The organism is Bacteroides sp. 224 (assembly GCF_010500995.1).
Classification (GTDB): domain Bacteria; phylum Bacteroidota; class Bacteroidia; order Bacteroidales; family Bacteroidaceae; genus Bacteroides.
Genome location: NZ_QVMK01000009.1, coordinates 577 through 26,919 on the forward strand (window position 1 = coordinate 577; position 26,343 = coordinate 26,919).

20 protein-coding genes and 1 CRISPR repeat array are annotated in these 26,343 nt (G+C 36.2%); of the genes, 14 read left to right on the forward strand and 6 right to left on the reverse strand.

From position 1 onward, the window contains the following. Positions 1 to 133: 133 nt before the first annotated feature. The 14 genes from istB to D0T60_RS06205 all read left to right on the forward strand — a co-directional run bounded on the left by istB (position 134) and on the right by D0T60_RS06205 (position 19,279). Positions 134 to 889 (forward strand): IS21-like element helper ATPase IstB, encoded by a 756-nt coding sequence (istB, locus tag D0T60_RS06140; RefSeq protein ID WP_163217279.1) that lies wholly within the window; start codon positions 134 to 136, stop codon positions 887 to 889. Positions 890 to 1,163: 274 nt separating this feature from the next. Continuing rightward, positions 1,164 to 2,231 (forward strand): type I restriction endonuclease, encoded by a 1,068-nt coding sequence (locus D0T60_RS06145; protein ID WP_163217280.1) that lies wholly within the window; start codon positions 1,164 to 1,166, stop codon positions 2,229 to 2,231. 173 nt (positions 2,232 to 2,404) lie between these two features. Continuing rightward, the gene (gene cas9 / locus D0T60_RS06150) at positions 2,405 to 6,868 is read left to right on the forward strand and encodes a type II CRISPR RNA-guided endonuclease Cas9 (RefSeq protein ID WP_163217281.1); all 4,464 of its coding nucleotides are present in this window, start codon (positions 2,405 to 2,407) and stop codon (positions 6,866 to 6,868) included. Further along, positions 6,865 to 7,800: a type II CRISPR-associated endonuclease Cas1 gene (gene cas1, locus D0T60_RS06155; RefSeq protein ID WP_163217282.1), complete on the forward strand. Its 936-nt coding sequence runs from the start codon at positions 6,865 to 6,867 to the stop codon at positions 7,798 to 7,800. The genes cas9 and cas1 overlap by 4 nt, the downstream gene beginning before the upstream one ends. Before the next feature lie 6 nt (positions 7,801 to 7,806). Next, positions 7,807 to 8,139 carry a CRISPR-associated endonuclease Cas2 gene (gene cas2, locus D0T60_RS06160; RefSeq protein ID WP_163217283.1) on the forward strand — a complete coding sequence of 111 codons (333 nt, stop codon included), beginning with the start codon at positions 7,807 to 7,809 and terminating at the stop codon, positions 8,137 to 8,139. Positions 8,140 to 8,332: 193 nt separating this feature from the next. Continuing rightward, positions 8,333 to 9,606: direct repeats of the CRISPR family, unit length 47 nt; unit sequence GCTGTTCCTAATGGAACAAAGATAAACATTTGAAAGCTATACACAAC. 146 nt (positions 9,607 to 9,752) lie between these two features. Then, the gene (locus tag D0T60_RS06165) at positions 9,753 to 10,427 is read left to right on the forward strand and encodes a MarC family protein (protein WP_163217284.1); all 675 of its coding nucleotides are present in this window, start codon (positions 9,753 to 9,755) and stop codon (positions 10,425 to 10,427) included. 157 nt (positions 10,428 to 10,584) lie between these two features. Next, entirely contained in the window at positions 10,585 to 11,439 is an 855-nt protein-coding gene (locus D0T60_RS06170) for an AraC family transcriptional regulator (protein ID WP_163217285.1), read from the forward strand. A 102-nt stretch (positions 11,440 to 11,541) separates the two neighbouring features. Next, positions 11,542 to 12,396, forward strand: coding sequence for a helix-turn-helix domain-containing protein (locus D0T60_RS06175; RefSeq protein WP_163217286.1), 855 nt, complete (start codon positions 11,542 to 11,544; stop codon positions 12,394 to 12,396). Positions 12,397 to 12,718: 322 nt separating this feature from the next. Further along, positions 12,719 to 13,738 carry a phenylalanine--tRNA ligase subunit alpha gene (pheS, locus tag D0T60_RS06180; protein WP_163217287.1) on the forward strand — a complete coding sequence of 340 codons (1,020 nt, stop codon included), beginning with the start codon at positions 12,719 to 12,721 and terminating at the stop codon, positions 13,736 to 13,738. Between the two features lie 100 nt (positions 13,739 to 13,838). Next, positions 13,839 to 15,089, forward strand: a complete 1,251-nt coding sequence (locus tag D0T60_RS06185) for an MFS transporter (RefSeq protein ID WP_163217288.1) — start codon at positions 13,839 to 13,841, stop codon at positions 15,087 to 15,089. Between the two features lie 2 nt (positions 15,090 to 15,091). Then, positions 15,092 to 15,778, forward strand: coding sequence for an endonuclease III (gene nth / locus D0T60_RS06190; protein ID WP_163217289.1), 687 nt, complete (start codon positions 15,092 to 15,094; stop codon positions 15,776 to 15,778). Between the two features lie 79 nt (positions 15,779 to 15,857). Then, the gene (locus D0T60_RS06195) at positions 15,858 to 17,117 is read left to right on the forward strand and encodes a phosphoglycerate kinase (RefSeq protein ID WP_163217290.1); all 1,260 of its coding nucleotides are present in this window, start codon (positions 15,858 to 15,860) and stop codon (positions 17,115 to 17,117) included. Between the two features lie 85 nt (positions 17,118 to 17,202). Further along, positions 17,203 to 18,153: an ABC transporter substrate-binding protein gene (locus D0T60_RS06200; protein ID WP_163217291.1), complete on the forward strand. Its 951-nt coding sequence runs from the start codon at positions 17,203 to 17,205 to the stop codon at positions 18,151 to 18,153. A gap of 85 nt (positions 18,154 to 18,238) precedes the next feature. Continuing rightward, the gene (locus tag D0T60_RS06205; protein ID WP_163217292.1) at positions 18,239 to 19,279 is read left to right on the forward strand and encodes a porin; all 1,041 of its coding nucleotides are present in this window, start codon (positions 18,239 to 18,241) and stop codon (positions 19,277 to 19,279) included. Here the strand turns inward: D0T60_RS06205 and D0T60_RS06210 are convergent. The 6 genes from D0T60_RS06210 to D0T60_RS06235 all read right to left on the reverse strand — a co-directional run bounded on the left by D0T60_RS06210 (position 19,276) and on the right by D0T60_RS06235 (position 26,056). After that, entirely contained in the window at positions 19,276 to 19,956 is a 681-nt protein-coding gene (locus D0T60_RS06210) for a phosphatase PAP2 family protein (RefSeq protein WP_163217293.1), read from the reverse strand. The two genes, D0T60_RS06205 and D0T60_RS06210, sit on opposite strands and share 4 nt — an antisense overlap. A 47-nt stretch (positions 19,957 to 20,003) precedes the next feature. Beyond that, positions 20,004 to 22,289 carry a hypothetical protein gene (locus tag D0T60_RS06215; protein WP_163217294.1) on the reverse strand — a complete coding sequence of 762 codons (2,286 nt, stop codon included), beginning with the start codon at positions 22,287 to 22,289 and terminating at the stop codon, positions 20,004 to 20,006. Then, positions 22,261 to 23,229: a hypothetical protein gene (locus D0T60_RS06220; protein ID WP_163217295.1), complete on the reverse strand. Its 969-nt coding sequence runs from the start codon at positions 23,227 to 23,229 to the stop codon at positions 22,261 to 22,263. Before D0T60_RS06220 ends, D0T60_RS06215 begins: the two co-directional genes overlap by 29 nt. Before the next feature lie 510 nt (positions 23,230 to 23,739). Beyond that, the gene (locus D0T60_RS06225) at positions 23,740 to 24,594 is read right to left on the reverse strand and encodes a phosphodiester glycosidase family protein (RefSeq protein ID WP_163217296.1); all 855 of its coding nucleotides are present in this window, start codon (positions 24,592 to 24,594) and stop codon (positions 23,740 to 23,742) included. Further along, positions 24,591 to 24,953, reverse strand: coding sequence for a LytTR family DNA-binding domain-containing protein (locus tag D0T60_RS06230; RefSeq protein ID WP_163217297.1), 363 nt, complete (start codon positions 24,951 to 24,953; stop codon positions 24,591 to 24,593). Before D0T60_RS06230 ends, D0T60_RS06225 begins: the two co-directional genes overlap by 4 nt. Then, positions 24,950 to 26,056, reverse strand: coding sequence for a metallophosphoesterase (locus D0T60_RS06235; protein WP_163217298.1), 1,107 nt, complete (start codon positions 26,054 to 26,056; stop codon positions 24,950 to 24,952). Before D0T60_RS06235 ends, D0T60_RS06230 begins: the two co-directional genes overlap by 4 nt. Between the last annotated feature and the right edge of the window lie 287 nt (positions 26,057 to 26,343).

The window sequence follows — 26,343 nt, forward strand, 5'->3', positions numbered from 1 at the left end:
CGGGGTATCCGCCTCACAGCCCGACCTTTTCTCTCCTGGCGAACATGAGAACATACGCGGAAAAGAGCAGTTTAAATAATAAGCTGCACATTATAATCCAAATTATTATTAACCCACTAAAACAATTATCATTATGGATGAAATTACAAATGCGCTAAAAAGTCTTAGAATGCCCGGAATGGCGCATTACTGGACTACTATGCAGGAAACACGTCAAGCTGACGCACTCTCTCTTAAGGATGGTCTGCAGCTGCTTATACAGGCCGAGTTGGATAACCGTACACAGAGTCGTAACTCGCGGCTTGTTAAAAATGCCCGCTTCCGTTATCAGGCTTCTATCAGTCAAGTCATTTACGACAGCAAAAGAGGAGTAGAAAAACAGAAGGTACTCAACCTGGCCACATGCGACTATGTAAGAAAAGGAGTAGCGGTACTCATTACAGGAGCGGCAGGTACAGGCAAGAGTTGGATAGGAACAGCATTGGGCTATCAAGCCTGTATGAATGGACTACGGGTTGCATACTACAATGTGTATCGACTCTTTGAGGAAATTACACTAGCTCGCATATCCAGCACATTACATCGGTTCTTCGCAAAACTTGCGCAAATGGATCTACTCATCTTGGATGACTTTGGCATCAGGGTATTAGACGGACAACAGCTACTTGATTTTATGGAAATCATAGAAGAAAGGCATGGACAGAAAGCTACGATTATTATCTCCCAACTACCAGTGGCAAACTGGTATGATGTGATGAAGGGAAATACGACTGCAGCGGATGCCATATTAGACCGCTTGGTGCATACCAGTGTGCGATTCGAACTCAAAGGAGCCAGTATGAGACAAAAAAATAATACTAAAAAGACTGAGATAGAAGAAAAAGACTAATTTTACATCGCCATCAGTATAAGACAGGAAAGTGAACGGGTATCACCGTTTTTTGTGGGTGGATATCAACCGTTTTCGCCATATGAATAAAACCAATACAATACCTACCTATAATTAGGTATAAAATGCATTTGTCTATCCACCAAAACCACAACTACCTGATTATCAACAAATAACAACTTTACAAATCTGATCATTTGTCTATGTCTGATTCTTGGAACAAATAGTAATTATTGATAAATTTGTGTGAAGTGATATTTAAAACAATAATACTATGGATTTTAAAGATGAAATTAGACAACTATCCGAGAGAGTTGAAAAACTGAAAAGCAACCTCTTCACTGAAGAAGCAACTAAAAATGCTCTTATTCTTCCCCTTCTTAAATCATTAGGATATGATGTATTCAATCCACTCGAAGTGATGCCTGAGTTTATATGTGATATTGGAACTAAGAAAGGAGAAAAGATAGACTATGCCATCATGAGCGATAATGAACCTATCTTATTGATAGAATGTAAACATTGGAATCAAGAGTTAACTCTTCATGATAATCAGCTTCTTCGTTACTTTCATGTATCAAAAGCTAAATTCGGATTACTAACCAATGGTATCGTTTATAGATTCTATACTGATTTAGAAACGCCTAATAAAATGGATGAGAAACCCTTTTTGGAAATTAATCTCCAAGATCTAAAATCTCACCATATTGATGAACTTAAAAAATTCCATAAAGCTTACTTTAATGTGGACAGTATATTAAGTTCGGCTAGTGAATTGAAATATACAAGTCAGCTAAAAGCAATACTCTCTAAAGAATTTGCCAATCCCTCTCCTGAGTTTGTTAAGTTGTTATCCAAACAGGTTTATGATGGGATGATTACCCCAAAACTTCTGGAACAATTTACAGCATTAGTTAGAAGATCAATCAGTAGCTTAATCAGTGATACTATATCTGAAAGGTTAAAATCGGCTTTAAAATCGGAAGCTGCTCAAGAAGAAAAAGAAAAAAGAACTGATCTGCAAGAAGAAAACCCAGAGAATGATAATGGAATAGTTACCACAGCCGAAGAGTTGGAAGGGTATATGATTGTCAGAGCTATCTTACGAGAGGTGGTTGATATATCCAGAGTAGTTTACAGGGATGCTCAAACTTATTTTGCAATTCTGTTTGATGACAATAATAGGAAACCGATTTGCCGGTTATATTTTAATGGAAATAAGAAGTATATAGCAACATTTGATAAAGATAAAAAAGAAACAAAGAATCATATTGAGTCATTGGATGATATTTATGGGTATGGAGATTTGCTAAGGGAAACTGTGAGGAATTATATGGGGTGAGTAAAAAAAGAAGGCGAGTCGCCCCGCCTTAAATGTTTTCACAACGGAATAATCCTTATTGTGACTAGCTTCAAATGTTTACACAAACATAATACTTTTTTTTCTAATTTCAAAATTTGATTAAAGAAAAACTATTCTTATATTTCGAATCAAAAAAAGAAAAACTTCAAAATATGAAAAATATCTTAGGATTAGATTTAGGTACAAACTCAATAGGGTGGGCATTGGTTCAATCAGATGAAAAATCCAATACAGGAAAAATCATAGCTGCCAACAGCAGAATAATCCCTATGGATCAAGGAATTATAGGTGACTTCGACAGAGGTAATTCCATATCACAAACAGCAGATCGTACCCAATACAGAGGAACCAGACGAATAAGAGAAAGAAGTTTACTTCGCCGTGAACGTTTACATCGAGTACTACATGTTCTATATTTTCTTCCTATCCACTATGCTAATGAAATTGATTTCGAAAAAAAGTTAGGTCAATTTAAAAATTATGCTGAGCCTAAAATAAACTACATACAAGAACAAGGAAAAAACATTTTTCTTTTTAGATCTTCTTTTGAAGAGATGTTGAATGATTTTGCAAAAAACAATTCATTACTCATTGCAGATAATAAAAAAATACCCTACGACTGGACTATTTATTATTTAAGGAACAAAGCTCTTACTCACAAAATAGAAAAAGAAGAATTAGCCTGGATTATTTTAAACTTCAACCAAAAACGTGGATATTATCAACTTAGAGGAGAAGATGATGAAAATGAGAAAGAAGGACAAACTGAGGAGTTTTTCTCTTTAAAAGTTGTAGATGTAATAGATAGTGGAGACAGAAACAAAGACAACATTTGGTATGATGTTATATTGGAAAATGATTGGGTATATCGTCGACAAAGTAAGGTTTTCTTAGATTGGAAAGGAAAGACAAAAGACTTTATTGTTACCACACACTATGACAAAGAAGGAAACATAAAGAAAAGAAGCTTTCGTGCACCTTCTGAGAATGACTGGACTTTACTAAAAAAGAAAACAGAAAAAGATATTGAGAACAGCCAGCAAACTGTAGGTACTTACATTTATCACTCATTACTTAATAATCCGGAAGTTAAAATCAAAGGGAATTTGGTTAGAACTATTGAAAGAAAATTCTACAGAGAAGAATTAAAACAAATATTAGACAAACAAAAAGAATTTCATGAGGAATTAAAAAATCGTTCATTATATAGTGCTTGTATCGAAGAATTGTATCCTCGTAACGAAAACCATAAAGAAAGTATTAAAGAAAAAGACTTTACTTACTTATTTGTTGATGACATCCTCTTTTATCAACGTCCTTTAAAAAGCAAAAAATCGTCCATTGCAACTTGTGCCCTAGAATACCGGATTTATAAAGATAAAGAGGGAAAATATCAAAAAGTGCCAATTAAATGTATTCCAAAATCACATCCTCTTTTTCAAGAATTTAGGCTATGGCAATTTATTCAGTATCTGAAAATTTATCAAAGAGAAGGTGAAATAGATGGTAAACTTACTACTGATATAGATGTTACTTCCCAATTATTACCCACAGAAAAAGATTGGCAGGATTTATACGATTGGCTATGCGAAAAAGCGGAGATCAAACAAGACATATTACTTAAATATCCTAAGTTCGGACTAAAAAACAAAGTAAATCAATATCGGTGGAATTATGTAGAAGAAAAAATATATCCTTGCAATGAATTTCATAGCACTGTTCATTCACGTTTACAAAAAGCCGGAATACCCAATTTTAATAAAGAAGATGAGCTGGCTTTATGGCATATTTTGTACTCAATAGATGACCGCATAGACCTAACAAAAGCCCTAATTAGCTTTGCCAAAAAGAAACATTTGCCAGACACATTTGTGGAAATATTCAAGAAATTTCCACCATTAAAAAAAGAATATGGTGCTTATTCTGAGCACGCTATCAAAAAATTACTTTCACTAATGCGTTTGGGAGAGTATTGGTCGGCCAATAACATTGACAAAAAAACCATGCTACGAATAAACAAAATTATAGATGGGGAATATGATGAAAATATTCGAAACCGAGTACGAGAAAAAGCCATTAACCTAAATACTGTAGAAGATTTTAAAGGGCTCCCCCTTTGGTTGGCTTCCTATATTATATATGACAGACATTCGGAAGCTGGAGAGATATTAAAATGGAACACTCCTGATGATATTGAAAGTTATCTACAGCACTATAAACAACACTCTTTAAGAAATCCAATCGTAGAGCAAGTTATTACAGAGACCCTTCGAGTAGTAAAAGATATTTGGACTTACTATGGAAAAGGGCAGGAAAACTTCTTTCATGAAATTCACATAGAATTAGGTCGTGAAATGAAAAACACTGCTGAAAAAAGAAAAAAAATAGCAGACAGAAATGCAACCAACGAAAATACCAATCTACGGATAAAAACATTACTGGCTGAATTTAAAGAAAGCGGAGATATAGAGAATGTACGCCCCTACTCTCCTAATCAGCTGGAAATATTTAAGATTTTTGAAGAGGATATCTTGAACTCCGGTATAGAAATACCCGATGATATTCAAAAAATAGCCCGATCGGCTCAACCTTCCAAAAGCGAAATCATAAAATATAAATTATGGCTGGAACAGAAATACTGTTCTCCTTATACAGGAATAGTTATTCCATTAAGCAGGTTATTTACCTCAGATTATGAGATAGAACATGTGATCCCCCAATCACGCTATTTTGATGATTCATTAAGTAACAAAGTAATCTGCGAAGCAGCCGTTAACAAAGACAAAGCTAATAAACTAGGATATGAATACATTAAAGAGAACAAGGGAAGAATTATTGATATAGGTTTTGGTCGAACAGCAAAGATCTTTTCTCCAACTGAATATGAAGAATTTATAAAAAACAGATTTAGCCATAATAAAGCTAAAATGAAAAAAATGCTTTTAGAAGATATTCCTGAATCATTTATTGCCCGACAGTTAAATGACAGTCGTTACATAAGCAAAGCAGTTCAGGGGCTATTATCTGCTATCGTTCGTGAAAAAGAAGAACAAGAACTTATATCCAAAAACATTGTATCCTGCAATGGAAGTATAACTTCTAGGTTAAAACAAGATTGGGGTATAAATGATGTTTGGAATAGCATTATTACTCTCAGATTTGAAAGATTAAACCAGCTTACAAATAGCAATCAATATGGAGAATGGAAAAATAAGGATGGAAAAAGAGTCTTTCAAATACAAGTTCCATTACTCCAACAGAAAGGATTTAATAAAAAAAGAATCGATCACAGGCATCATATCGCGGATTCTATCATTATAGCTTGTGCCACTCGGAATCATGTAAATTTCCTGAATAATCAATATGCAAAAAGTGATAAAAAACGATATGACTTAAAAAACTCACTATGCGAAAAGGGTAAGTTTAAAAAGCCATGGTTGTCTTTCACACAAGAAACCAAAGAAACAATACTATCTTCCATTGTAAGCTTCAAACAAAATCTCCGTATTATTAATAAAACAGTTAACCACTATTATAAATGGGAGAAAGATGAAAACGGAGTTTACAAGAAAACACTCCAACGGCAAATAAAAGGAGATTCCTGGGCTATACGCAAGCCCATGCATAAAGAAACTTTGTATGGAAGAATCACATTGCGTAATAAAAAGGAAGTGAACTTATCAGTTGCTTTAGATGATTGGAAATCGTTGGTAGATAAAATATTAAAGACCGAGATTAAAAGACTCATCGCAGCCTATGGGAAATTCGACAAGAAAACAATACTCAAGTATTTTAAGGATAGAGAGAATAAACTGAATGGAAAAGATATTTCCAAAGTAAAGATATATATCTTCAATTCTGAAAACGCTGTATCAAGAACCTCCTTAAATACTGATTTTAATTCAAAGAAAATAGAATCTGTAGTTAATGAGGGAATCCAAAAGATTCTATCAAAACACCTCTCTACTTATAATGAAATAAAAAATGGAAAAACGATAGAGCATCCTGAACTTGCGTTCTCTCCAGATGGTATAGATGAATTAAATAGAAATATTCTTGAATTAAATAATGGGAAACATCACAAACCTATTCATAAAGTCCGTACATACGAACCTATTGGAAATAAATTTAGAGTAGGTTATAATGGAAACAAGAAAAATAATTATGTAGAAGCAGCTAAAGGGACTAATCTCTTCTTTGCTATTTATCAAAATGAAAATGGCAAACGAAGTTATGAAACCATTCCTCTCAATCTTGTAATTGAAAGACAAAAACAAGGGTTAACTTCTGTACCTGAACGAAATGAGAAAGGAGCCACACTATTATTTTCATTATCTCCTAATGATTTAGTTTATGTACCTACAGTAGAAGAAGTAGAAGTTGGACAAATTGATTGGGCAGATAAAAAGAAAGTGGCGGAAAGGGTTTATAAGATGGTTAGTTGTACTCAAGGAGAGTTCCATTGTATACCTTATCACATAGCAACTCCTATTATTAAAAATATCGAATTAGGCTCCAACAATAAATCTGAAAGAGCATGGAGCGGAGAAATGATCAAGCAAAACTGTATTCCCATTTTAATCGATAGATTAGGCAACATAAAACAAAAATTATGATAAAGAAAACGCTCTATTTTGGAAATCCAACCTACTTATCTCTAACAAATGAGCAACTTATAATAAAATTGCCAGAAGTAGAGAAAAATAATACAGTCCCCGAATCATTCAAAAAAGAAATGATAAAAACAATTCCTATTGAAGATATTGGAGTTATTATCTTGGATCATAAGCAAATTACTATCACTCAAGGCTTATTAGAGAAACTTCTGGATAATAATTGTGCTGTAATAACTTGCAGCAGCAATAGAATGCCTATTGGTCTCCTATTACCATTATGTGGAAATAATACTCAAAATGAAAGATTTACAGATCAAATAAACGCTTCTCTCCCCATAAAAAAACAATTATGGCAACAAACTATTAAACAAAAAATAGAAAACCAAGCCGTCGTTCTTCATAAAAACAGAAAAATAACGATTAAAAACATGCTGGTTTGGGCTAAAGATGTAAAAAGTGGAGACCCAGATAATTACGAAGCACGTGCTGCTGCTTATTACTGGAAAACAATATTCCCTAATATACCTGAATTCACAAGAGACCGAGAAGGAATACCTCCCAACAATTTGCTAAATTATGGTTATGCTATCCTTCGTGCAGTAGTAGCTCGTTCTCTTGTTTCAAGTGGTTTGTTGCCAACTTTAGGTATTCATCATCACAACAAATATAATGCTTACTGCTTGGCTGATGATATAATGGAACCTTATCGTCCGTTTGTAGATCAACTTGTTATTGATATCATAAACAACACACCAGATTATCAAGTATTAACCACAGATGTGAAAAGCAAATTATTAAGCATCCCTGTGCTTGATGTTAAGATTAATGGCAAACGAAGCCCTTTAATGATTGCAGTAGGTCAGACTACAGCATCACTATATAAGTGTTTTTCTGGAGAGATTAGGAAAATAATCTATCCTACTATGACTTAGAGTTTTATGGAACGTTTTAGTGAATATCGTGTTATGTGGGTACTTGTATTTTTTGACTTACCAACAGAGACTAAAAAAGAACGAAAAATCTATTCAGACTTTCGCAAGAAAATAATGGCTGACGGCTTCACTATGTTCCAATTTTCCATTTACGTAAGGCACTGTGCTAGCAGAGAGAATGCAGATGTTCATATAAAACGAGTAAAGAAATTATTACCAGAAAAAGGTCATATAGGAATTTTATGTATTACAGATAAGCAATTTGGAGACATTGAATTATTCTATGGGAAAAAGGAGGAAAAGGTAAGTACCCCTTATCAACAACTTGAACTATTCTAACAAAAATAGAATTGTTAATTTTACATAAACGTCTATTTGGGTTTAAAGTTTTAAATTCAACATGACACATACAAAGCTTCTATATAAAAAGAAATCTGATCTAAAAGATCAGATTTACATTAAAGAACAGCCTCATTTTATAATTGTAAAACCCTTCATAAAAACCTGAATAACAAGCGATTAATCAACTTGTGCTGTTCCTAATGGAACAAAGATAAACATTTGAAAGCTATACACAACACTCAGAGCGTGTGGCGTCCTGCCGCTTCAGCTGTTCCTAATGGAACAAAGATAAACATTTGAAAGCTATACACAACCTGCATTCACACCACGTGAATTGATGCAAGGCTGTTCCTAATGGAACAAAGATAAACATTTGAAAGCTATACACAACATGAACAACAAAAAGAAATTAATCAAAAAAGCTGTTCCTAATGGAACAAAGATAAACATTTGAAAGCTATACACAACTGCAGCCTCCATTACTATTTCGCGAGTAATGCTGTTCCTAATGGAACAAAGATAAACATTTGAAAGCTATACACAACATGCTGCTGTAGTCCAAGTGTTAGCTGGAGGCTGTTCCTAATGGAACAAAGATAAACATTTGAAAGCTATACACAACTATAGCGATAGTCTCTACTTGCGAGGTACTGCTGTTCCTAATGGAACAAAGATAAACATTTGAAAGCTATACACAACTTTCAAGAACACCACTATCCACCCATTCAGCTGTTCCTAATGGAACAAAGATAAACATTTGAAAGCTATACACAACGTTCGATCAATGTATACTATATAAGACATTGCTGTTCCTAATGGAACAAAGATAAACATTTGAAAGCTATACACAACTTGATCTGTTTGCGGATATGGCTCCTATTAGCTGTTCCTAATGGAACAAAGATAAACATTTGAAAGCTATACACAACATTCTCCCCGTTGTAGTTCTGAACTCGTTGCTGTTCCTAATGGAACAAAGATAAACATTTGAAAGCTATACACAACATTTTGCCGACCGCAGGCTATCTATAGTCGCTGTTCCTAATGGAACAAAGATAAACATTTGAAAGCTATACACAACAACAAATTATATGGAACAAAAAGATGATGGGCTGTTCCTAATGGAACAAAGATAAACATTTGAAAGCTATACACAACTACGCGCGCTGTAACAGTGTGCGATATGCGCTGTTCCTAATGGAACAAAGATAAACATTTGAAAGCTATACACAACAGTTTACTTAACACATAGCCACGTTTAACTGCTGTTCCTAATGGAACAAAGATAAACATTTGAAAGCTATACACAACGTTGTGGAAGAATAATAATTGATTTTTTTGCTGTTCCTAATGGAACAAAGATAAACATTTGAAAGCTATACACAACCGAGATTATGTGTACTTCTCTCGTATGCCCGCTGTTCCTAATGGAACAAAGATAAACATTTGAAAGCTATACACAACGATCAACCCTATTCACTATCAGAATCAGGAGCTGTTCCTAATGGAACAAAGATAAACATTTTGTTCTCATTTAGATAAAATAACAACCCATCAAAAACATTTCCTCCCCTCCCCTTGTTTATTACCAATAACATCAAAACCATACCATGTCAATACACGATTTTATATACACTTTCGTATCAGCTTTTGTAGCCCTGTTTCCTGTAACCAACCCTATAAGCAGTGGTTTTATTATTAATGGCTTTATTTCTGACCTAAACGATGATCAGCGCAAAATTGTCATCAAGAAAATTATTATTAATTGTTTAGTTATAGGTATAGGCAGTTTGCTGATAGGCCGACTCATCCTCTTAATATTTAACCTTGCTATACCAGTTGTACAGCTTGCTGGGGGAATATTAATTTGTAAAACAGGTTTGGAATGGCTATCAGACACTTCATCATCGAAAGATGATACCAAAGAAGATGCTATCAATAAAATTAATCTGGAAGAAATAGAAAAGAAAATATTTTATCCCATCTCCTTCCCTATTAGCTTGGGACCTGGAAGTATATCTGTTATCCTCACTCTCATAGCTTCTTCTACTGTAAAAGATAACTTATTGGCAACAAGTATTAATTATGTATTAATAGCCTTAGTTATTGTTGCACTATGTGTTATTCTTTACCTATTCCTTACGGGAGGACAACGCATGATGAAAAAGATTGGAAAGTCTGGAAATTTGGTTATTAATAAGATGGTAGCCTTCTTTACATTTTGCATTGGTTTGCAAATCATGGTAACAGGTATATCTAAAATTTTTCATTTAAATATTTTGTAAAACACTATCACTCAATCAACTACAACCACAACATGCAACAAAATCAAATTTACACACATTCTAATATTTAATAAAATTAATTAACTTGTTATTCATTGCACTTTCTGTAACTTTGTAAACCCTAAAAACGAAGACAAGCAAGAAAGAACCTATATTTATGACTATTTTATATCCGCAGGAGCATTTTTCCTGCTACAATTATGAAAAAGGGCAGAATGCCGCACTTGAAATTTTGAAACGAGAAGCTGGTTATACCATTGTAAGAGACTTGGTAGACACTGAAATTGTTTTTATTATTGATGGACACTTTAAATTATCATACTCTAAATTTGTAAACTTAGATATCACCAAAGGAAAGATTTTGTTTTTCCCCCCAGGAAGTCATGTAAAAGCAGAAGTGACAGAAGATGCACATCTTATTATATGTAGAGTAAGGGGAATTCTCCAACTGTGTGAATGTTTGCCATTGGAACATCTTCATAAAGAATATGAAGAAAAGAAAAACAATGAGTTCTACATGTTGGATATAAACAAACGCATCTATAGTTTTATAGAAAATTTTGTTGACTATGTAAATGATGGTCTACGTTGTAATCACTTCTTTGCTACTAAAATGAAAGAGTTATTTTTCCTTTTAAGAGCCTATTACCAAAAAGAAGAGCTTGCAGCATTCTTTGCACCATTAATGAGTCGCGATGCCAAATTTATGAATCTAATGTATAAGAACTATCGCAATGTAAAAAGCGTACAAGAGCTTGCAGATATTGCCATGTACAGTTCATCCGGATTTAAAAAACAATTCAACCGAGTATTCGGAACATCTGCATCAGAATGGCTTAGTGATCAAAAAGCGGCATTAGTATTTCAAGACCTAAACAATTCTGATTTGCATATCAAAGAGTTGGCTGATAAGCACGGATTCTCTTCGGTATCCTCGTTCACTAATTTCTGCCAGAATAAATTCGGTATTTCGCCCGGGCGAATAAGAAAACCAGCTGATAGAAAGCCGTAAAATCAAAAAGTAGCTATCTGCTATAAAAAAGTAACCCTCAGCATAAAAAACTGGGGGTTATCTGTTTCTACCTTTGCATGGCTAAAGAAAGAAATACAACCAATGAAACTTCTATCCCCCCAAGAACATTTTTCTTGTTACAATTACGATAAAGGACAAAATGCGGCACTTGAAATTTTAATGCAACCCACAGAATCCACCATCGAAAGAGACTTAGTCGACACAGAGATTGTGTTTGTTGTTGATGGACATTTTAAACTATCGTTCTCCAAGTTTGTAGACTTGGATATTCCTAAAGGAAAAATATTATTCTTCCCTCCGGGAAGTCATATAAAAGCAGATTTCACAGATGAAACACATCTAATTATTTGCCGAACCAGAGGAATATTTCAATTATGTGAGTGCCTACCCATAGAATATCTTTATAACACATACGGAAACAAGAAAAGCAATCGTTTTCAAATGCTTGATATTAATGAAAGGATTTATCGTTATATAGACGACTTTGTACAATGTGTAAACGACGGTTTGTACTGCACCTACTATTTTAGCACTAAGATAAAGGAACTTTTCTTTCTTTTAAGAGCCTACTACAGTAAAGAAGACTTAGCTGCCTTTTTCGAACCTCTTATGAGTCCCAACTCTCGATTTATGGATTTAATGTATAAAAACCATCGAAAGGTGAAAAATGTACAAGAACTTGCTCAGATATCCATGTATAGCTCATCAGGATTTAAGAAACAATTTAGCAAAGTATTTGGAACATCTGCTTCAGAATGGTTAAGAGAACAAAAAGCCGCGCTAATTTTTCAGGATCTAAATAACTCTTCATTAAACATAAAAGAGCTGGCCGATAAATATCAATTTTCATCCGTATCTTCTTTCAGCACTTTTTGCCAAGGAAAATTTGGCATTTCACCCGGCAAAATAAGAAAAAAGCAGTCTAAAAAAGAATAGCAAAAAAAGCATCCCCAGTTAATTCTATAATTCATTCGTTGCATGGTTGTAACACATAATATATGATGCTTCTTATGCCTGGTTTTTCCACGGCCGCAGCAAAGTTTTGTCACGGCCGTGGAAAACTCTTGTTGCGGCCGCAGCAGAATCTTGTTACGGCCTTGGCAAAATCTCGTTACGGCCGTAGCAAAATCTTGCTAAAGCAATTAAAAATATGCCGCAGGGGAAAATTATTCAACGAAGATTGGGTAAAATCAGTTAGTTGATGTTATCTTTGCATAACTTTTTTTTTAATCAGAACTGAACAAGCATTCAAAAAGATATGATAACTAAGATTAAACAACTTCTCGAAGAAGTAGAAGCACTAAAAGCTTCTAGTGCTGAAGAGCTTGAAGCTCTGCGCATTAAGTACCTTAGTAAAAAGGGAGCCATTAATGACTTGATGGCCGATTTTCGAAATGTAGCTGCCGATCAAAAGAAAGAAGTCGGTATGAGGTTGAACGAGCTGAAGACCAAAGCACAGGAGAGAATCAACGTATTAAAAGAACAATTCGAAAGCAACGACAGCGGAAAAGACGAATTGGATTTAACCCGTTCGGCCTATCCCGTTAAATTAGGAACGCGCCATCCGATTACAATCGTCAGAAACGAAGCAATCGATATATTCAACCGTTTAGGATTCAGCATAGCCGAAGGTCCTGAAATTGAAGATGACTGGCATGTGTTCTCTGCTTTGAACTTTGCCGAAGATCATCCGGCACGTGATATGCAGGATACATTCTTTATCGAAGCACATCCGGATATTGTATTGCGTACTCATACTTCTTCCGTACAAGTTCGCGTGATGGACAAGATGGAACCTCCTATCCGTATTATCTGTCCGGGACGTGTATATCGTAACGAAGCTATCAGCTACCGTGCACACTGTTTCTTTCATCAGATCGAAGCTTTGTATATAGATAAAGATGTATCATTCACCGATTTAAAACAAGTTCTTTTGTTGTTTGCCAAAGAAATGTTCGGAAGCGAAACGCAAATACGCTTGCGCCCTTCTTATTTTCCTTTCACAGAGCCAAGTGCCGAAATGGATATCAGCTGTAACATCTGTGGTGGAAAAGGTTGTCCATTCTGTAAGCACACAGGCTGGGTTGAGATTCTGGGTTGTGGTATGGTTGACCCTAATGTATTGGAAGCATCAGGTATCGACAGTAAAGTATATACCGGTTATGCACTTGGCATGGGTATTGAGCGTATTACCAATCTGAAATATCAGGTAAAAGACCTTCGAATGTTCTCGGAAAATGATATTCGTTTCCTAAAAGAGTTCGAAAGCGCATACTAAATAGTTGAGAGTTAAGAGTTGAGAGTTGAGAGTTATCTTATGGATAATTCTTTGCTCTCAATTTTCGTATTTCAATATCTTAAACAATAATTCAGCAATCATGGAAACCCCTGAAAATGAAATAAACAGCAACCCAAACAACTCTCAACTCTCAACTCTCAACTCTCAACTTCTAACCCCGGGATATTGTTTTATATTAGCAGCCAATTTCCTTCTGTTCTTTGCCTTCTATCTGATACTACCCATTCTCCCGTTCTATCTCACAGAAGTCTTTGAAACAGGACATGCCTTGGTTGGAGTTATTTTATCCTCCTATACAGTGGCAGCACTGTGTATTCGCCCATTTTCCGGGTATTTACTGGATACATTTTCGCGTAAGCCGCTTTATCTGATTGCTTACTTTATCTTCACTTCCATATTTGCCGGATACATGCTGGCCGGAGTATTAACCTTATTCATCATGTTTCGGGTAGTGCACGGATTGGCTTTTGGAATGGTTACTGTGGCAGGTAATACAATTGTTATTGATATCACCCCCTCTTCCCGTCGGGGCGAAGCAATTGGCTATTATGGATTAATGAATAACATGGCCATGAGCTTTGGACCGATGGTAGGGCTTTTTATGCATGATATTTATTCATTTCAAACGATTTTCCTTTGTTCGTTAATATCGGGTACCCTTGGCTTTGTTATGGCTTGCCTGGTAAAGACTCCGGAAAAAGTACCCGTACCGCGAGAACCTATTTCGTTAGATCGTTTTATTCTATTAAAAGGAATTCCGGCCGGAGTTTCCTTATTATTGCTATCTGTACCATACGGAATGACTTCTACGTATGTAGCCATGTATGCCAAAGAAATTGGAATATCCATCAGCAGTGGACTTTTCTTTACCTGTATGGCGGTGGGCATGGCGGTATCTCGTATGTTTTCCGGTCGACAAGTAGATAAAGGGCGGATTACCCAGGTAATCAAACTGGGACTTTATTTAGTTTGTATTTGCTATTTCTTACTTGCAGCTTGTGGCTCACTTATGGCAGTCAACGAACAAATTACCACTGTACTGTTTTTCCTGATAGCTTTATTACTTGGAATTGGTTTCGGTACGATGTTTCCTGCATTTAATTCTTTATTCGTTAATCTGGCTCCAAACAGCAAACGCGGAACAGCTACCTCTACTTACCTAACCTCTTGGGATGTGGGAATAGGTATCGGACTAACCGCCGGAGGTTACCTGGCTCAATATACTTCTTTTGATATGACTTATTTCTTCGGAGCTTGCCTGACGGTAGTTTCTGCTATTTTCTTCAACCTGAAAGTGGCTCCTCACTTTCATAAAAATAAGTTGAGATAATTATGACAAAGAAAGAACGTTACCAAAAAGTGATTGCTTGGTTTCAGACCAATATGCCTGTAGCCAAAACAGAACTTCACTACCACAATCCTTATGAATTATTGGTAGCTGTAATTCTCTCTGCCCAATGCACAGACAAGCGAGTAAATATGATTACTCCCCCACTTCTTAAAGATTACCCTACTGCGGAAGCAATGGCAGCGGCTACCCCTGAAGTTATTTATGAATATATTAAAAGCATATCTTATCCTAATAACAAATCGAAACACCTGGTAGGAATGGCATGTATGCTGGTAAACGACTTCAATGGCGAAGTACCGGACACACTGGAAGAATTAATAAAACTACCGGGAGTAGGTAGAAAAACAGCCAACGTTATTCAATCCGTGGTATTTAATAAAGCAGCAATGGCGGTAGATACTCACGTTTTTCGCGTATCAAACCGTATAGGACTTACCACCAACTCCAAAACTCCGCTGGCTACCGAAAAGGAATTAATAAAATACATTCCAACCGAATTGGTGTCCATTGCGCATCACTGGCTGATTCTGCATGGAAGATATATCTGTCAGGCAAGAACTCCAAAATGTGACAAGTGTGGTTTGCAAATGATGTGTAAATATTACTGTGACACTTATAAAGTACATAAAGAGAAGCCAAAAGCTGCGAAGAAAATAATAAATTCATAGCAAAAAATAGAAATAAACATTAACTTTGCGGACTGTTAATCAAAATGGAATTACATTTTTAAATAAACAATAGAGTATTATGCAGACAATTGACAATTACAACTTTGCAGGCAAAAAGGCATTCGTCAGAGTTGACTTCAATGTACCTTTGGACGAAAATTTCAACATTACGGATGACACCCGTATCCGTGCTGCTCTTCCTACTTTAAAGAAAATCTTAAAAGATGGCGGTAGCATAATCATCGGTTCACACTTAGGTCGTCCTAAAGGACCTACTGATAAATTCTCCTTGAAACATATTACCGGTCATGTATCCGAATTGTTGGGAGTAGATGTTCAGTTTGCCAATGACTGCATGAGTGAAGAAGCTGCTGTTAAAGCTGCTGCTCTTCAACCGGGCGAAGTATTAGTGCTCGAAAATCTTCGTTTCTATGCGGAAGAAGAAGGCAAACCAAGAGGACTTGCCGACGACGCTACAGACGAAGAAAAAGCTGCTGCTAAGAAAGCTGTAAAAGAAAGCCAAAAAGAATTCACTAAGAAATTGGCTTCTTATGCCGACTGTTATGTAAATGATGCATTCGGAACTGCACACCGTGCACATGCTTCTACAGCTCTTATCGCACAATACTTCGATGTCAACAACAAAATGTTTGGTTATTTGATGGAGAAAGAAGTGACAGCTGTAAACAAAGTATTGAACGACATCAAACGTCCGTTTACTGCTATCATGGGAGGTTCTAAAGTATCTTCTAAGATTGAAATCATTGAAAACCTGATGGACAAGGTGGATAACCTAATTATTACCGGCGGGATGACTTTCACCTTCGAGAAAGCCATGGGCGGACAAATTGGTCTTTCACTTTGCGAAGAAGACAAATTAGATCTGGCACTTGACCTCATGAAAAAAGCCAAAGAAAAAGGTGTAAACCTTGTATTGGCTACCGATGCCAGAATTGCCGATAAATTCTCTAATGACGCGAATGTGAAATTAGCAGAATCTAATGAAATTCCTGATGGATGGCAAGGTCTTGACATCGGCCCTAAATCAGAAGTATTATTTGCCAAAGTAATTAATGAATCAAAAACAATTCTTTGGAATGGTCCTGCCGGCGTATTCGAATTCGATAAATTTGCCGAAGGTTCAAAAGCAATTGGTTTGGCAGTTGCCGAAGCTACTAAGAATGGAGCATTCTCACTTGTAGGTGGTGGTGACTCTGTAGCTTGTGTAAACAAATTCGGTTTGGCCGATCAGGTTTCTTATGTATCTACCGGTGGTGGTGCATTGCTCGAAGCTATCGAAGGCAAAAAACTTCCAGGTATTGCCGCTATCGAAGAGTAATTTTATTCTTTACTTATACAGAAAGGCAACCCCAATTGAGGTTGCCTTTCCCTTTTATCAAATGTCTTTCGGTTATATAGCAATCATGAAAAGATCTGGCTTTATATTCTCTCTTATTATTTTATTCTTCTCTTGTCAAACCCCAAAGACCAAGGAAGAAAGATACACAGACTTAAAACCGCTTAAATTAGGTGCAATGTCCTCCATGGACTACCTTCCATTTGTTATCGCAGAAAAACAAGGTATGTATGATTCATTGGGATTAGACTTAACCATTGTCAAATTCTTCTCTGCCAATGAACGTGATGCCGCCTTTCAATCCGGGAGTATAGACGGAACTGTTATAGATTACACGGGAGCAGCCTTACAACATGCCAATGGTATTCCTCTTGGGATTGTGATGAAGAATGATGGTTACTTTCATCTTATCGCAGGAAAGAATAAGAACATTCATACAGTAGAGGAATTAAAAGGGAAAAATGTAGCAGTATCTCGTAATACGGTTATTGAATACAGTACAGATCAGGTATTAGCCCAAGCCGGTATTCCTGTCAACGACATAAATAAACCCGAAATAAACAAGATTCCTCTCCGACTTGAAATGCTTCAAAACGGACAAATTGATGCTTCTATCTTCCCCGATCCTTTTGCTACCATTGCTATTAAGAATGGGCACAGTTCATTAACTACCACACAAAATTTGGGTATTTCCGTCACAGGAACCATGTTTACTGCAAAAGCCCTCCAAGATAAAAGAAGAGAAATAGAAGTATTAATTAAAGGATATAACGAAGCTGTAGAATATATGAATAGCCACGCACAAAGCGAGTGGGCTAATATATTGATAGAAGACGCAGGAATACCCGAAGGATTAACCAACAGTGTAACACTTCCCAAATACAAAGAAGCGACTCTTCCTTCTGAAAAAGACCTGACTTATACCATAGAATGGCTAAAAGGCAAGAATCTGATAGCTCCTGACTATTTGGGAGAGAATCTGGTCGATACAATTAAAGGCATAAAATTCGGAAAGTGAGTACGGTAAGTATACATACATCTGAATGTCTACGGAATACGTTATGTAAATGGAAATCAAACCTATAAATGACTTTAAATTAAAAATGAAACGAATTTTATTTCTATTAGTTTGCTGTGTAGCATTAAGTACTGTTTCTGCGCAAGAAACCGAAGAAACCAAAGCCGACATCAATAAAGTTGTAAACACTCTTAAAGAGCGCATCCGATTAATGGGATATGCACAAGTAGGATACACATACAATGATGCCGATGAAGCCGATAACAATTTCGATATCAAAAGAATCATTCTCATGGCCGAAGGAAAGATTACCAAAGAATGGTCACTCTACTTTATGTACAATTTTAACAGTGGCGGTAATCTTCTCGAAATGTATACAGATTATCACTTCCTCCCCGGATTATCTGCTCGCTTAGGACAATTCAAGATACCGTACACAATAGAAAGTCCGCTATCGACTACCGTTGTGGAACTTATTGATTGTTACTCTCAGGCTACCAACTACCTGGCAGCCATTGGTGGTTCTCACGACCCATTACGTGGTTCCACCGGCGGTCGCGATTTAGGATTTATGCTTTACGGCGATTTGTTCGAGAAAAAGCTGACATACAATATCGGAGCTTTTAATGGTCAGGGAATTAATAATAAAGATAAAAACAGCCAAAAAGATTTCGTAGGAAATTTAATGGTAAGACCTCTTACTTGGTTATCGCTGGGCGGATCTTATATAAAAGGAAAGGGGCATGCCATTGGGACTTCCATTGTAAACCCCGACATTAAAATCGGAGACAACTATACGCGCGACCGCTGGGCAGTAGGTACGGTTATCGAAACTAAACCCATTAGCATTCGTTCGGAATACTTAGGAGGAAAAGACAATAAAGTAAAAAGCGACGGTTATTATGTTACAGCTTCCTACCATGTAGCGCCCAAACTGGACATCATTGCCTCTTATGATTATCTGAACAAGAATAAAGACATGAGCTACAAACAAACCAATTATGTGGCAGGCGTGCAATATTGGTTTTATCCTCGCTGTCGTGTACAAGCACAGTACACTTACAAAGACAGTAAATTTGAAGGATATGCCAACATGATACAAGCACAAATACAGGTAAGATTCTAACGCTGTATCAACCCAATCAGGAAAATTAATAAGATATAGCCGGCCAAAACAATAGTCAGCAATCTCTTTCGATATCCCGAATAAGAAGATAGTTCATGATCTTGTTGTTCGGGATATTGTTTTCTACGGAAATACAGAAAACCTGCATAAACGCCCCACCCTATCAGCATACCTGTAATCATACCGGGCAATACATCTGATAAGAAATGTACCCCCAAATAAAGTCGGGAATAAACCATTATAATGGCCCAGGCAAAAACAGTCCACCCGTATGGTTTGTATCTAAATAAAAGGGTGGTAAATGTGGCTATACCGAAAGAGAAAGTAGAATGACCGGATATAAATCCGTACAACCCTCCGCCGGTATATCCTAATACGGTTTTTACCTCATTTACAAAATCGGGGTGAAAAGTTGGCCTTAAGCGCTGAAAAAAAGGCTTAAATATAAGTCCTGAAACCAGATTTCCTACAAGTACTACGGTAATAATAGCAATAATCACAGGCAAATATTCCTTTCTGTCCTTTTTATAAACTAATAAAAAGAACAGAAAGACTACAAAAGGTATCCAAGCTATCATTCCCGAATACAGCAACATCCCCTGATCCAGAAATGAACTATGAGCATTATTGATGGCGAGGAACCACTTGCGTTCCCAAAACAGTATATCTTCGAGCATATATTAAATTTATACACAAATATAAGAAACTGTTTCGAATTATGTTGTTACCACAAGTCACTTAACACTAATGAATAATCAATTAGCTTATCACACCGCATAATGTAATGGCTAAATTCCGGCTTATAAGCATTCAATAATAATTTGTTATACAGTTTACACTGTTCACTCTGCCAGTTTACAGTAGTATTCCATTTATTTTCTTTCCAGTCGTATGTACGTTCAATGCATTTGTCTTTTGCTATATAGGCTTGTGTATAAATGCTTTTTGCTTCCTTTTCGGAAGTGTCTGCCAATTCCTCGGAAAGTTTTAAATAACTCATGGCAAACTCTTGCAGTTCATCCAGTTGCCTGCTTCTGCCCCAAAGAGGCCCATATTCTCCGCCACCACATCCTAAACCTTTGGCGTAATGGGTTATAGCCCAGAGCTTTCCTCTATAAGATGCATGATACAATGCGGTAGCATACTGATAAGCCAAAGAGCTTTTCAAAGGATTACTCTTGCTGCTCTCTATTTGTTTTTTCAGTTCAATCATTCTTTTGCAGAATTGAAGTTTATTATCATATCTACCTAAGAAATTCTTCCTGTCTATTTCACTCCAAGAGCTGTAAGCATCGGGATTATAATTCCAAACCTCTGTAAATGTACTCCGGTCTACCAAATAACTTAGTATATTCTGGCGAGAAAGAAACTCTTCGCCTAAGCGTTCAAGGTAAGGTATTGCTTTTTTAAACTCTGCCAGCCTTATATACTTAGTAGCTATCAGTTCATCGTAATAGTTTTCATTCTTATAGCAATGGGCTACTATAAATTTATCAAGCTTTGTTTTAGGCTTACTATACAAATACTGTTTATAAGCCAGCACATTGTTTAAAGGAATGGTATCAAGATGAGAGAATATGGGAGTTGAATAATCATCATTCCAAAACCAACTTACCGAATCTGCTTTTTCTGTACGATACTGAAAATGCCTGCCTCTGATCTCTGTTTTTAATCCGATGAGCCCACAAACCCGGTTGGTGTCTTCATTCTCTTGGAAACCGGGCACCCAATGATAATCGACCAAACGTTCCAATACATCTGTGTACCTGTTTCTATATCCATAGATTCTTTCTTCAGCAAAGGGTGTTTGCTCTACCATTTCAAACAACCATTGAAGCTGCGTCAACAATTTCTCTTCGAACCCTCGATCGTATTTGCACAGCACTGCGTCATACAACATTCGCAACACGCGTATATTGTTATGCACCGGCACACTTCCTTTCATTTGTTCTGCTTTCAAAAGCATCCGGTTGGCTTCCTTATAATCTCCATCCAGAAAGATTAGATAGGAAGCCACGGATTGCCAATAAGCCGGTTCAGGTGTTTTATTCTCTTTTACTACTTTATGGGCCAACCGAACTAATTGCTGAAAGCTTTCTCGTTCTTTCTCATAATCAGTATTTTCATACCATGCTATGTAAGAACCATGCGGAATCCATTTTTGTATAGTTCCATATTCTGCCCTGCGAATTATAGGGGCTATCAACTTTGGTAATTCCTTATAGCCGGGCATATATTTATAAATTAGTTCAATCTTCCCTATCTCACTATCGGGTTCGCCCAACTTGGAAAGACACCAATTCAAGCTTTGCAAATCATTGGTCAGTGAATAAATAAGAGCAGCCTTTTCATATTCCTCTCGCTTAAAATAGATGCTTCCAATGTAAGAACTACACATTATAGTAATATAGTTTTGAGGCAAAGCAAGTACTTCCTCTTCCCACAGCCTTATACAATCATCGTAGGCCAGCATCGTATAGGCTGCTCTGATAGCCTGAAGCAAGTAGCGAAGTTTCAGCTTCTCTCCTTTATAGGCCACGGCTTCCTCGTAAATTTCTTTTAAATCCAGATATTTCAAATCTTCTTTGGTAGGATAATACCAAGAATCTGTACGCTTGAAACGAGCCATCTCGCATTGCTTAGCCAAAAGCAAATAAGCCACAGCCTCCTTATCGTTGGTTTTCAGCAGATAATTCAAGAACTTATTGCCTGTGTCTTTATTTATCCGTTGCCATTCTTCAAAGTTTTCGAAGACATCATTTACTTCCGCATAAAGTGTATACACAGCTTCTACAATTTCATCGGCTTCTACTTTCCGATTGACATATTCATGCCATAGACGAATATTCTCATCTGTTTTCTCTTTTTCGGAAGCCGATTGTTCAACGGGAACTATCTGAAAGAAAGCATAATCAGACGGACTTGGGTAATACATCGGTCCGCAAGCATATATTTTACCCGATAAAGCAGCTATCAATAAACTAATTGCTATATAGTGTTTGTATTTCATGGTCGGTATATTTTGATAGATTTATAGAATCAAGGTGATACAAAATAACTTCATTCATTAGGGAAGGATAGTATTCCTTCACTGTTTCTTTTACCTTCCGAAGCGTTTCATAAGAAGATTCTTCAAGACGCAACATATCTCCGCTTCTCACCCACTTATCCTCTAAATAATGATCTTTTACCACCTTGTAAGCGGAAGCAACGGTGTTTTCGTAAAGAGTACTATCCTTTACATTTACTTTACGAAACAAAGACAGAAATTCTTCATTCCTAAAGCCTATCACCCACGAGAAAGTAGGATAAGCTATAGCCAAAGGGAGATTATATTGACTTAAACCTTTGACATAAGGCTGTACATCATTCACATCCAAAATAGAATTTTCAGTATCTTTTGCTTTAATATTCCCTGTATTATAGCACATCAACACTCCTTTATCTACAGGAGGAACCGGCATTTTAAGTTGATGCAGCCTGATAGTGACCGATAAAGAAATTGTTTTTTGCATTAACTCCTCTTTTGCATTTTGCAAAAAATCGAAGTAGTTTTGCTGTGTACTCCTTGTCCAATCGCAATCAAATTGAATTTCTCTAATCTGGGGCAAGTCATTGGTGTTTGCCATTTTTTCTATGCGGTTCAGAATTTTTGCAACCAATAATTGAGGATCTCCTATCCTCATAGCCTCGTTAGTGATAAAAATGGTAGGTACTATCTCGATATTCTCCGGAATGCTATCTTTAAATATTAAAGTACCTACAGGTATGGTACTCTTAACCATTCTCTCATCATATTCATAATCAACATCAAAGAAACGAAGGTATATTTTCCGAATATGATTCTTTTGCAAAAACTTCTGTTCATATTCATTTAGAGAAAACACGGTTTTCCAATAATAAACAGAGGCAATATTTATACAAGAATCAACTGTCTCATCCTTATGCATTGAAACAATCTTAGTTTTCTGCCTGCAAGAAGACGACAAAAAAGCGATCAGTATAAAAATAAGTATTCGATACATCATGTTCTTTCTATATTTTCACGTAAAGTTAGAAAACAGAAAGCTACAAATGATAAAAAGGAATTTGATTTGTATGAAATGGGGGTTTTATTGTATGAAATGCAAAACAAAGCACTTTCGTAAGTTTCATTTTTCTTTAAGAAGAATAAGATTTTGTATCTCCACCAAAGTGCTTGATAAGTTCCCTGCAATATATTTTTTTGTTTTGCTGCAAAAAGTGTTACCGACCAGTACTGGTGGGTAACACCGAGCAGTACTGGTGGGGAGTACCGAGCAGTACTGGTCGGTAAAGGTAGTTTGCAGGGAAAATAAAATTTAGTTTGGTCAGACCTAACGAGGCAAAAGGTCGGACCTAATTATTGAAAAGGTCCGACCTAATGTAGCGTTAAGTCCGACCTTTCAGCAGAACCGGTTTGTGAAATCACTCCACAAACATTATTTTTTCCGGAAAATCAGGAAGTTTGTATTTTCTCGTTTCAAACGTTCCGAAACACCAAGCTCATGCAAATCGCCTTCTTCATCTTTGTAAATTCCATAAGCCTCTCCTCCTGTCAGATAAATAGCATTTGTAATTCCCATATCTGCCATTCCTTCCGAAAAGTCATACAGTGATTCTCTTTGAGTGCTTTCTATAAAAAACAGGTTATCACCTTGTTGGGCTAACGCGCGCCTTAAAGCTTTTCCTTTTAATTTATTCTCGGCTACTTCTCCGTCTGCTACTAAAATATATTGCCTGAAAAAGTCACCTTGATGTTCTGTACAATAGTCTTTAACCTCATCTGTTATTGAATTACCCATTAAGATGTTTCCTTCAATAATAGCCACATAACCGCTTTTTCTTTTACCTCTGGCTATTTGCTTTCCTTTTATCACATAGTCTCCCAAAATTTCTCCATTATCTTTTCTTATGTCAGCCGCTTCAACTGCCATATATAAATCGTCGTCTACTTGCGGCCAGCCTATAGATAACTCAGCCCGCAAGTTGATTAAAGAATAGATTTTTAAAGAAACATCATTGATGGTGTCATTCGTAATGAGTATCCGACTTTCTTTTTGAATAATATCATTGCAAAGGCTGTCGGAAACAAGCATTGATTCTACCTGTTTTTTAATTCCGTCTTCAAGAACAACAGGGTTCTTCCTTGTGTGGAATATTAAAAATATGACTCCTACCAGCATTAATATACCAACTAAGATTACCCATATCAATAAACCATTCTTCCTCTTCTTGGAAGAATTTCCTAAAACCTGTATTTCATCTTCTTCGTTGCGCATTGTAATAATCTTCAAATTTCTTTTTCAATTAACGATTTGAGTTGTTTTAAAGCCTCTCTGGAAGCCGTTAATACAAAAGATTCATTCAGAGAGATATCAGATAAAACCAATTGTTGTTTTCCTATATTAATTCTGAAAAGATATTCCCGGTTGATAATAACACTTTTACCAATGCGAATAAATATCGAAGCTTGCTCACCCAACTGATTTTCAAGCAATTTCTGAAAATGAGATAGATTGAATGTAAACAGATGCTTTGTATTGTCATGCAATATCATGGTTGAGTAATTCCCGTCCGAAGAGATATACACAATTCGGTTGGGAAGCACTCTGAAAAGCTCATTGGAGGTTGATATGATGACTGGTTGGATCATAAAGAAAGGTTAATCACCACATATTCGGAACGAGTACCTACACGGAATTTACCTCCCCAAATACCCATACCCGAACTTACATAAATATGACTGTCTCCTTTCTTCAAATATCCGTATGCATCTTCATAAATGGCATCGGTTACCCATGAAAAAGGCCATATCTGCCCGTGATGTGTGTGCCCGGAGATTTGCAAATCTATTTTTTTTCTTTCAACCTCTTCCAATTCATAAGGTTGATGATCCAGCACAATAACAGGTTTCGACATATCAAGTCCTTCGGTCAAATCGGCTAACTGTTTTCTTCCATGATAAGATCTATCGTCACGACCCACAATGTAAAAACTGTCATCTATAAGTACAGCCTTATCCATCAAAAAATGAACACCCGCTTTCTCCATAAATTCTTTGCTTGCATTGATGTCAGAAATGTATTCATGATTGCCCGGTACCGCATAGATACCATATTTCGACTTTATATCTTTAAACATGGGAGCTAATTCACGTTCATTTAACGGACGAACATCATTGTCGATCAAATCTCCTGCTATCAGTACAATATCCGGATTTTCTTTATTGATTAATTCAATCCATCTGCCAAACTCTTTCTTTCCGATACTATAGCCCAAATGCATATCGCTAAAAGCAACGATTTTCAGTGGTTTAGTTGAAGAAACGGTTTTATTCAATGCAATATCCAGCTCTACCCGCTTCTTGTTATGGTAGGTAATATTTCCTACAAGTAATACAACACCTACTAACCCAACAATTACTCCAAAGCTTATCCAATTATTATACAAGATATTGCCCATTGGAATAATATTGAAAATACGAATGACATCCAACACAAGAAATATCAAGAAGAAATAAGCAGAAGTAATAATCCATGAAGTACCCAAATTATAAACAAATGAAGTTATGCCGAAGGGTAATGATTTACCTGCAAAAAAGAAAATAAACAAACTTAATATGGCAAGTATGCCAAGCCCTAAAACAATTCCACGGGCAGGTAGTACTCTTGGCAAGAGGTACACCAATCGATAGATGACATACACATTCATACCAAGCATTATTGATATCATCAAAAAGAAATAAATAGCCTTCATGTTATTTAATGAATTTGAATTTGCGGCAAATATAACTAATTTGTCAAGAGTAACTTTATTTGTAGTTAACTAAAAAAGAAGGTTTAGACTTGGTTATATTTAATTAAGTAAGTAAAAAGCACTGATCTTATCAGACCAATGCTTTATACTTTTATTTAGTCACAGACGCTTCTGTGATAGGTATACTTACTCATCGCAAGCGAGTATAACCCTCCAATTAATCCTATATCTAATACAGTGAAAAACTAAGAATATAACAAGCCTAAACCTTTTTTGTTCGGATAGTT